The 8,809-nt window shown below is 36.2% G+C and carries 9 protein-coding genes; 5 read left to right on the forward strand and 4 right to left on the reverse strand.

All coding sequences use genetic code 11. The annotated features are described in order from the left end of the window. The first annotated feature begins 25 nt into the window (after positions 1-25). Positions 26-1,654, forward strand: a complete 1,629-nt coding sequence (gene pckA / locus ACIQ6Z_RS02805) for a phosphoenolpyruvate carboxykinase (ATP) (RefSeq protein ID WP_396209418.1) — start codon at positions 26-28, stop codon at positions 1,652-1,654. A 66-nt stretch (positions 1,655-1,720) separates the two neighbouring features. Here pckA and ACIQ6Z_RS02810 read toward each other — a convergent pair whose 3' ends face one another. Together ACIQ6Z_RS02810 and ACIQ6Z_RS02815 are read right to left on the reverse strand one after the other, a co-directional pair. Beyond that, entirely contained in the window at positions 1,721-2,470 is a 750-nt protein-coding gene (locus tag ACIQ6Z_RS02810) for a uroporphyrinogen-III synthase (protein WP_396209427.1), read from the reverse strand. A gap of 18 nt (positions 2,471-2,488) precedes the next feature. Continuing rightward, the gene (locus ACIQ6Z_RS02815) at positions 2,489-3,154 is read right to left on the reverse strand and encodes a DUF4271 domain-containing protein (RefSeq protein WP_396209419.1); all 666 of its coding nucleotides are present in this window, start codon (positions 3,152-3,154) and stop codon (positions 2,489-2,491) included. A gap of 102 nt (positions 3,155-3,256) precedes the next feature. On the opposite strand from ACIQ6Z_RS02815, the gene ACIQ6Z_RS02820 reads away from it, so the two are divergent. Genes ACIQ6Z_RS02820 through ACIQ6Z_RS02830 form a run of 3 tightly spaced genes read left to right on the forward strand, consistent with a single transcriptional unit; the run spans position 3,257 to position 5,715 of the window. Next, positions 3,257-3,979: a polyprenol monophosphomannose synthase gene (locus tag ACIQ6Z_RS02820; RefSeq protein ID WP_396209428.1), complete on the forward strand. Its 723-nt coding sequence runs from the start codon at positions 3,257-3,259 to the stop codon at positions 3,977-3,979. Then, positions 3,979-5,325, forward strand: a complete 1,347-nt coding sequence (locus ACIQ6Z_RS02825) for a dihydroorotase (RefSeq protein WP_396209420.1) — start codon at positions 3,979-3,981, stop codon at positions 5,323-5,325. Before ACIQ6Z_RS02820 ends, ACIQ6Z_RS02825 begins: the two co-directional genes overlap by 1 nt. Continuing rightward, positions 5,326-5,715 carry a DUF4296 domain-containing protein gene (locus ACIQ6Z_RS02830; protein ID WP_396209421.1) on the forward strand — a complete coding sequence of 130 codons (390 nt, stop codon included), beginning with the start codon at positions 5,326-5,328 and terminating at the stop codon, positions 5,713-5,715. On the opposite strand, the gene ACIQ6Z_RS02835 is transcribed toward ACIQ6Z_RS02830, so the two are convergent. Next, the gene (locus ACIQ6Z_RS02835) at positions 5,678-6,661 is read right to left on the reverse strand and encodes an NAD-dependent epimerase/dehydratase family protein (protein WP_396209422.1); all 984 of its coding nucleotides are present in this window, start codon (positions 6,659-6,661) and stop codon (positions 5,678-5,680) included. The two genes, ACIQ6Z_RS02830 and ACIQ6Z_RS02835, sit on opposite strands and share 38 nt — an antisense overlap. Positions 6,662-6,786: 125 nt before the next feature. Between ACIQ6Z_RS02835 and tyrS the strand changes: the two genes are divergently transcribed. Beyond that, positions 6,787-8,094, forward strand: a complete 1,308-nt coding sequence (tyrS, locus tag ACIQ6Z_RS02840; RefSeq protein WP_396209423.1) for a tyrosine--tRNA ligase — start codon at positions 6,787-6,789, stop codon at positions 8,092-8,094. Between the two features lie 29 nt (positions 8,095-8,123). Here the strand turns inward: tyrS and ACIQ6Z_RS02845 are convergent. After that, on the reverse strand, positions 8,124-8,809 hold a 686-nt coding region (locus ACIQ6Z_RS02845; protein ID WP_396209424.1), incomplete at its 5' end, for an acyl transferase.

The raw sequence follows: 8,809 nt of genomic DNA on the forward strand, positions 1-8,809 counted from the left end.
TAAAAACACAACTTAACAACAATTTATGGATACAAATGCCCAAATTACGAAATCGATTGCGTTGGAAAAATACGGAATCGTAAATGCAGCGGAAATAATCTATAATCCTTCGTATGATGTATTATATGATGCAGAATTAAACGAGTCACTTGAAGGTTTTGAAAGAGGGCAATTATCAGAACTTGGAGCAGTTAATGTAATGACAGGAGAATTTACCGGGCGCTCTCCAAAAGATAAATATATCGTAAAAGATGGTATTACCGAAAATACAGTTTGGTGGCATTCTGAAAAAGCAGCCAATGATAACAAACCCATTTCTCAAACTACATGGAATGCGTTAAAAGAAAACACGATTAAGCAACTTTCTGGAAAAAAATTATATGTTATAGATGCTTTTTGTGGTGCTAACGAAGACACCCGATTAAAAGTTCGCTTTATCATGGAAGTTGCTTGGCAAGCACATTTTGTCAAAAACATGTTTATTCGCCCCACGGAAGTCGAATTGGATAATTTTGGCGAACCAGATTTTATAGTAATGAACGGTTCAAAAACAAGCTTTAAAGACTATGCGGCCCACGGATTGAATTCGGAAGTATATGTTGCGTTTAACTTAACCGAGAAAATTCAATTAATTGGCGGTACTTGGTATGGCGGTGAAATGAAGAAAGGGTTATTTTCCATGATGAACTATTATTTACCTTTAAAAGGAATGGCCTCCATGCACTGTTCTGCTAACAAAGGTGCAGCTGGCGATGTAGCGGTATTTTTTGGTTTATCAGGCACGGGTAAAACAACGTTATCTACTGATCCTAAACGTGAATTAATCGGAGACGATGAGCACGGATGGGACGATTCGGGAGTGTTCAATTTTGAAGGCGGTTGCTATGCCAAGACTATAGACCTGAGTGCCGAAAATGAGCCAGATATCTTTGGGGCCATTAAAAAAGATGCTCTTCTAGAAAACGTTACTTTAGATGCCACAGGAAAAATCGACTTTAAGGATGGTTCGGTTACCCAAAACACACGTGTGTCTTATCCGATATACCATATTGACAATATTGTTCGTCCGGTTTCAAAAGCGGGACATGCTACAAAAGTTATTTTCTTAACTGCAGATGCTTTTGGGGTAATGCCACCAGTTTCTAAATTGACACCCGAACAAACAAAATATTATTTTTTATCAGGGTTTACAGCAAAATTAGCGGGTACTGAAAGAGGAGTTACGCAACCTGAACCTACCTTTTCGGCTTGTTTTGGAAAAGCATTTTTATCTTTACATCCTACAAAATATGGACAAGAATTGGTAAAAAAGATGGAACAACATAAAGCTACGGCTTATATGGTAAACACAGGTTGGAATGGTACTGGAAAACGCATTTCCATCAAAGATACAAGAGCCATTATAGATGCCATTTTAGATGGTTCTATTGAAAAAGCTACTACAAAAAAGGTTCCAGTATTCAATTTTGAAATCCCCACACAATTACACGATGTAAATTCAGCGATATTGGATCCAAGAGATACTTATGCCGATGACTCAGAATGGGAAACCAAAGCAACAGATTTGGCGGCTAGATTTATCAATAATTTCGTTCAATATACCGATAATGAAGAAGGTAAAGCTCTTGTTGCGGCAGGTCCAAAATTAGGATAACCAAACAGTTAATTCACAAAAAAGTCCCGAAAATTTCGGGACTTTTTTGTTTATACATAACAGTTGTTATTTTCCTTTGTTTACCTCGGCAACATACTTTTCAAGAGCTCCTGTCATAGAGGGCGTGCCTGGGCTAGGCGCCATAATGTCGATGCGCAATCCGTGTTCCAATGCTTCTTTTTGTGTGGTACTTCCAAAAACTGCAATACGTGTATTGTTTTGTTTAAAATCGGGAAAATTTTTAAACAAGGATTTAATACCTGTGGGACTGAAAAATGCTAAGACATCATAATACACATCTTTCAAGTCAGACAAATCACTCATTACGGTTCTGTAAAAAGTCCCTTTGGTCCACTCAACTTTCAAAGCGTCAAGAGTTGGCGGTACATCAGCATTCAATTGATCTGAAGAGGGCAACAAGAATTTTTCGTCCTTGTATTTTTTAATCAGCGGCGATAAGTCGGCAAAATCCTTTTGACCAACATATATTTTTCTTTTGCGGTACACTACATAACGTTGTAAGTAAAAAGCAACTGCTTCAGACTGACAAAAATATTTTAAATCTTCGGGTACTTTATAGCGCATTTCTTCGGCCACTCTAAAAAAGTGGTCTACTGAATTTCTGCTGGTTAAGATTATCGCAGTAAAGTTGTTTAAATCGATTTTCTGAGCTCTTACTTCTTTAGCAGGAACACCTTCCACATGTATGAAGGGTCTAAAATCAACTTTCACTTTAAGTTTATTCTGCAGCTCAAAATAAGGAGAATTTTCTACTTTAGGCTCGGGTTGAGAAACTAAAATTGTTTTCACTTTCAAATTTGACATAATTTCTCTCTAATTTTTTGTAAACCAATTATAAATGAAATAGTAAGGGGCTATTTCAAGGGTGCAAAGATACAAAATAAAATAAAATATTTTGCGTAAAAGTAAATTTTGATACAATTTCAATGCAACGATATACGTTATCACATTAAGAGTAAAAAGTAGGATGATCAGCACCCAAAAAAACAAATGTGATGTTATGGGGTTGTAGAATAAAATAATGTTGATAGGCAATAAAAGCAAACTCAGGTAAGTCCTATAATTTACTTTTAGTAAGTTGAATTGCTCATTGAACTCCTCAATTTTAAAAGCTGTTGCTATAATTTTCTCGATCAAAAATTTTGATAAGATGAAAACACTCAAAAAAGTAAAGACTTGAATGTACAGTAGGAACGAGTTTTTTTCTTGAGCTTCAAATTGTTGTATAACCAATAAGATGAAAAACGAAAATGAAATCAACTGCAAAAAAAACATCGAAACTGTAAAACCATCTTGTAAATTACTACTATCTCGGTAAATTTTGTTGTATTTGTCGGAATAAGCCAATCGAATAAACTCTGAAAACCGGACCCAGGAAATCGATTTGTTTACGGTAACTATGCCTAAACAAAGTACAAATAATAGGGCAGCCCAATCTTTGCTCTCGGTAATTCTTTCGTGTAATTCAATTGCATTCATGGCGTAAAATTACAAAAAATTGTATCAAAATGATTATTATAAAATTATTAAGAAATTTCCGCACAAAATAGCTTATTTTTGCACGAAAATAGTATACTTGAAATGGCTAAAGGTATTGTCATCATTCCTACTTATAACGAAATTGAAAATATAGAAGCAATTATTAATGCTGTATTAGCATTGCCAACAGCTTTTCATGTTTTAATTGTGGATGATAATTCACCCGATGGAACGGCTCAAAAAGTTAGCGCGATGCAAGTTCAAAAATCCGAGCAATTGTTTATAGAAGTCCGCACAAAAAAAGCGGGTTTAGGAACAGCTTATGTACACGGATTCAAGTGGGCATTATCCAAAGGCTATGATTTTATTTTTGAAATGGATGCCGATTTTTCTCATAATCCAGCCGATTTAGAAAAATTGTTAGAAGCCTGCGAAAATGGTGCAGATGTAGCCATCGGTTCGCGCTATTCTAATGGAGTAAATGTGGTGAATTGGCCCCTGAGTCGCGTATTACTATCGTATTTTGCTTCGGTGTATGTGCGCATGATTACAGGGATGAAAATAGCCGATGCGACAGCAGGTTTCAAATGTTATAAGCGAATTGTTTTGGAGAAAATAAACTTGGACCGAATTAAATTTGTGGGATATGCTTTTCAAATAGAAATGAAATATAGAGCTTTTGTTCACCAATTTGTGATTCAAGAAGTGCCTATCATTTTTACCGATAGAACAAAAGGACAATCAAAAATGAGCGGAGGAATTATTCGTGAAGCGGTTGTTGGAGTGATAATGTTACGATTACGAAAAATATTTAATAGACTATAATGAGTACATATTTAATTAGAAATGCTAAAATTGTAAATGAAGGTGTCGTTTTTGAAGGTGATATTTTAATTGAAAATGAATGGATTACAGAAATTGCTGAAAAGATTAGCCCTAAATCCTCTAAATGTATCATAATTGATGCCGAAGGAAGTTATGTTATCCCAGGAGCTATAGATGATCAAGTGCATTTTAGAGAGCCAGGATTAACTCATAAAGGCAACATCGAAACGGAAAGTAAAGCTGCTATTGCTGGTGGAATTACTTCATTTATTGAACAGCCTAATACGGTTCCAAATGCTGTGACCCAGGAATTATTAGAACAAAAATACCAAATTGCAGCAAGTAGTTCCCACGCCAATTATTCCTTTATGATGGGTGGAACAAATGACAATTTGGAGGAGATTTTAAAAACGAATCCAAGAAACGTTGCAGGTTTAAAGTTGTTTTTGGGATCCTCAACTGGAGATATGCTTGTGGACAGTTCGGCTTCTTTGGAAAAAATATTTTCAAGCACAAAATTATTGATTGCGGTTCACAGTGAAGATGAACAAATTGTAAAAAATAATTTAGCTAAGTTCAAAGAGGAATATGGGGATGAAATTCCTGTAAGCAAACATCCTGAAATTAGAAGTGTTGAAGCCTGTTATGTTTCTACACAACGCGTTATTGCATTGGCAAAAAAAACAGGAGCACGTTTACATGTTTTTCATATTTCTACTGCAAAAGAGTTGGATTTATTTACCAATAAAATTCCGCTGGAGCAAAAGCAAATTACGGCAGAAGTTTGTATCCATCATTTGTGGTTTACAGATGCCGATTATGAAACGAAAGGCTCATTGATTAAATGGAACCCTGCCGTTAAAACGCAACAAGATAAAGAGGCACTTTGGAAAGCCTTACTAGACGATCGCATTGATGTTATTGCTACGGATCATGCACCCCACACCCTAGAGGAAAAATCAAATCCATATACAACCTGCCCGTCTGGGGGGCCATTAGTACAGCACGCTCTAGTTGCTCTTTTTGAGGCCCACCACCAAGGAAAGATTTCGGTAGAAAAAATTGTGGAGAAGTTTTGCCATAATCCGGCCAAAATATTCAAAATAGAAAAGCGTGGATTTATTAAAGTGGGATATTTTGCAGATCTTGCCATAGTAAATGCTTATTTACCTTGGAATGTGAAAAAAGAAAATATATTATACAAATGTGGATGGTCTCCTTTTGAAGGATATAATTTTAAATCACGTGTAACACATACCTTTGTAAATGGAAAATTAGTTTATGCAAATGGAAAAGTGAAAGAAGAAAAAGCGGGACAAAGATTGTTATTTGATAGAACAGTATAAATGAGAAAGGCCTTTTTAATTTTTTGTACAATTAGTTTGTTATCTTGTTCCAACAATCCGGTACCTAAACCAGATCGTTTGTTGGAAAAGGATGTAATGACTGACATTTTGTTTGATTTATCAGTTTTGCAAGCTGCAGATGGTGTTTTGTCCTATAAATTGACGCAAAATAATATCAATATTAACACCTATATTTATAAGAAATATGCTATTGATAGTGTAACGTACTACCAAAATCAGCGGTATTATGCCGCAGATATTGTGCAATACAAAAAAATGCATCAAGAGGTAACAGATCGACTTGACGAATTAAAAAAAGAAACCGAATTATTGCCCCAAACGAAAGATCCTGTTAAGAAACCTCGAATAAAAACGTCTCCTTTGGAGTAAAGGTAATCCCTGTTGTTGATTGAATTTTTTCTGAAGAATAATGCGCCGTAGCATGTGAAGAAGCTGCCGTAGCTTTCGTTAATTTTCGTTTACTATTCGTAACAGTCGCCCAAAGCCAATCGAACCGCCAAGCAAGTGCTGTAACGAACTTAGAAGCATAAATAAATGGACTTTTTGTTTGTACTAAAGTTGCCAGACAATCAAAGAGTTCTTTATAACTACAGTTTTCTCCCACTACGATAAAACGTTCGCCAGAAATTTCACTTTTCATAAGCGTGATCATTGAAGTGACAACATCTTGTACGCCCACAATGCCAATAATGCCTTTCGTGTAAAAAGGGATACGTTTTTTTACCCATTGGACAAAAAGATCGCTCCCTAAGTTTGAAAATCCATAACCAAATATCACGCCTGGATTAACCATAACAACATCAAGTCCTTCCTGAAACCCACGCCATACTTCCATTTCGGCACCATATTTAGAAATAGCATAATCACTGTGTTGCTTTTCAAAGTTCCATTCGGTTGCTTCGGTAATTAAGGTTTCGTGTGCTTTGGTATCGCCCAGAGCGGCAATCGAACTCACATGACATAATTTTTGGATCTTAAAATCGAGGCAACAATTTACAACATTGGCCGTTCCTTCGATATTGACTTTTCTAATGTTCTCTTCTTCTCTCGGTTCAAAAGAAACTACGGCGGCACAATGGTACACATGTGTAACTTTTTCAAAAGCTTTCTCAAGGGAAGGAATGTCAGTGATGTCACCTTTAACCCACTGGATATTGTCAAACAAATCCAATTGGTTTTTGTGTGCAAATACTTTTTTTGTTTTTTCTATTTGGGCATTGGATCGGTATAGGGCTTTGACTTCCTCTTTTTCTTGAAGAAGTGCTACGAGTAAGTGAGAGCCTACTAAACCTGTTGCGCCTGTAACTAAAATCATGGGGTAAAGTTACTGTTTTTTGATGGAAGCTGGAAGCTAGATGTGGGAAGAATTGTTTTTGAAATGTGAATAAAACTTTTAAACTTTTAAACTAAAAACTATCTTTGCTAAAATTAAATTACAAAATGAAGAATTTAGTAGAAGAATTACGTTGGAGAGGTTTGTTTCATGATATGATGCCTGGAACAGAAGAGCAATTACTAAAAGAAGCCACAACAGCTTATATTGGTTTTGATCCAACGGCAGACTCTTTACATATTGGAAGTTTAGTACAGATCATTCTATTAATGCACTTGAGAAAATCAGGTCATAAAGCCATCGCATTAGTTGGGGGTGCAACGGGAATGATAGGTGATCCTTCTGGAAAATCTAATGAAAGAAATTTATTGGATGAAGCTACTTTGAATCATAATGTAGAAGGCATTAAGCGTGTTTTATCCCGTTTTTTAGATTTTGAGGCGAAAGATAATAATGCACCAATTCTAGTAAATAATTACGATTGGATGAAAGATTTTTCATTCATTGATTTTGCTCGTGATATCGGAAAACGGATTACCGTTAACTACATGATGTCTAAAGACTCTGTAAAAAAACGTTTAAGTGGAGAAGAAGGAGCTGAAGGCATGAGTTTTACGGAGTTCACATATCAATTAATTCAAGGGTACGATTTTTACCATTTGAATAAAAATTATAATTGTATGCTACAAATGGGGGGTAGTGACCAATGGGGAAACATCACCACAGGGACAGAATTGGTGCGAAGAATGAATGTTGGAAATGATGATAAAGCAAAAGCCTACGCATTAACTACACCTTTAATTACCAAAGCCGATGGGTCTAAATTTGGAAAATCGGAAGGAGGGAATGTTTGGTTAGATGCTGATAAAACTTCGGTTTATAAATTCTATCAATTTTGGTTAAATGCTACTGATGTAGATGCCGAAAAATACATCAAGATTTTTACTTTTTTAGATAAAGGAACTATCGAACAATTAATCGCTACCCACCAAGAAGCGCCGCATCTTCGTGTTTTACAAAAGCGTTTGGCAGAGGAAATTACGGTGATGGTGCATTCAAAAGAAGATTTAGAAAACGCAATTGCTGCATCTAACGCCTTCTTTAGTCCGTCTATGGACGAATTGAAAAAGTTAGACGAGAAAACGTTTTTGGAAGTATTTGATGGCGTGCCTCAGGCTGAAATTTCAAAAGAAGCATTAAACGAAGGATTGGATATGATTGCCGCACTTTCTGCTAAAACCAATTTCTTAGCTTCAAACAGTGACGCACGTAGAGAATTAAAACAGAATGCTATTTCTTTGAATAAAGAGAAAGTAGCAGAAGATTATAAAATTACATCTGCGGATTTAATCAATAACCAATTCTTGTTATTACAAAAAGGAAAGAAAAATTATTACGTGATTAAAATTGTTTAAGCTGTAGATTCGAACAAACAAATCAACGGTTAAACCACCAGCAAATTACAACCCCGTATATCGGAATGATCAAAACGTCCCAACACTTCAAACGAATGGTTGGGATATTTTTTGCCCAAATCTTGTGTGGCAATAAAGGAACACGAATTAATATTGGCCAAATCAATCACGTTGATGCCCCCCGTTTTTCCCTCAGGAACATACGTTAAAGCATCTTCGGTATCACGAATGAGAATTTGCATCCAGGGCGGGCATTCAAACAGGCCATCGCCCATGGAGTATGCTTGCGAAAGCAATTCGGTCATGCCGTACTCGGAATGGATTTTTGAAACGCCAAATCCGGCGCTCAGTTGGGCATGCAATTCTTCGCGAATCATTTCTTTGCGTTTGCCTTTCATGCCTCCGGTTTCCATAAGGATAAGGTTGCTCCCTAATCCTTCAAGAGGGAATGAAGTGGATTGCGCATATTCGATGAGGTCTAAGAGGGCATAGGTGACTCCGATTAAAATTACGTTTTGTCCTTCTCTGTTTAGTTTTTGTAATTTGGCTACAAGTTCGGTGTAATTGTTTAAATAAAATCCTGAATCTTCCTGACGGCTGCTCTCAATTAAATCTTTCACCATATAAATTAATGAAGACCCTTCACGTTCTAAATAGGAAGGAAGCAAGGCCAAAACGCAATAATCTTCTATGTTGCCATAAAATTGGGAGAAGC

Origin of the sequence: Flavobacterium sp. (assembly GCF_044376915.1) — a bacterium.
GTDB lineage: Bacteria > Bacteroidota > Bacteroidia > Flavobacteriales > Flavobacteriaceae > Flavobacterium.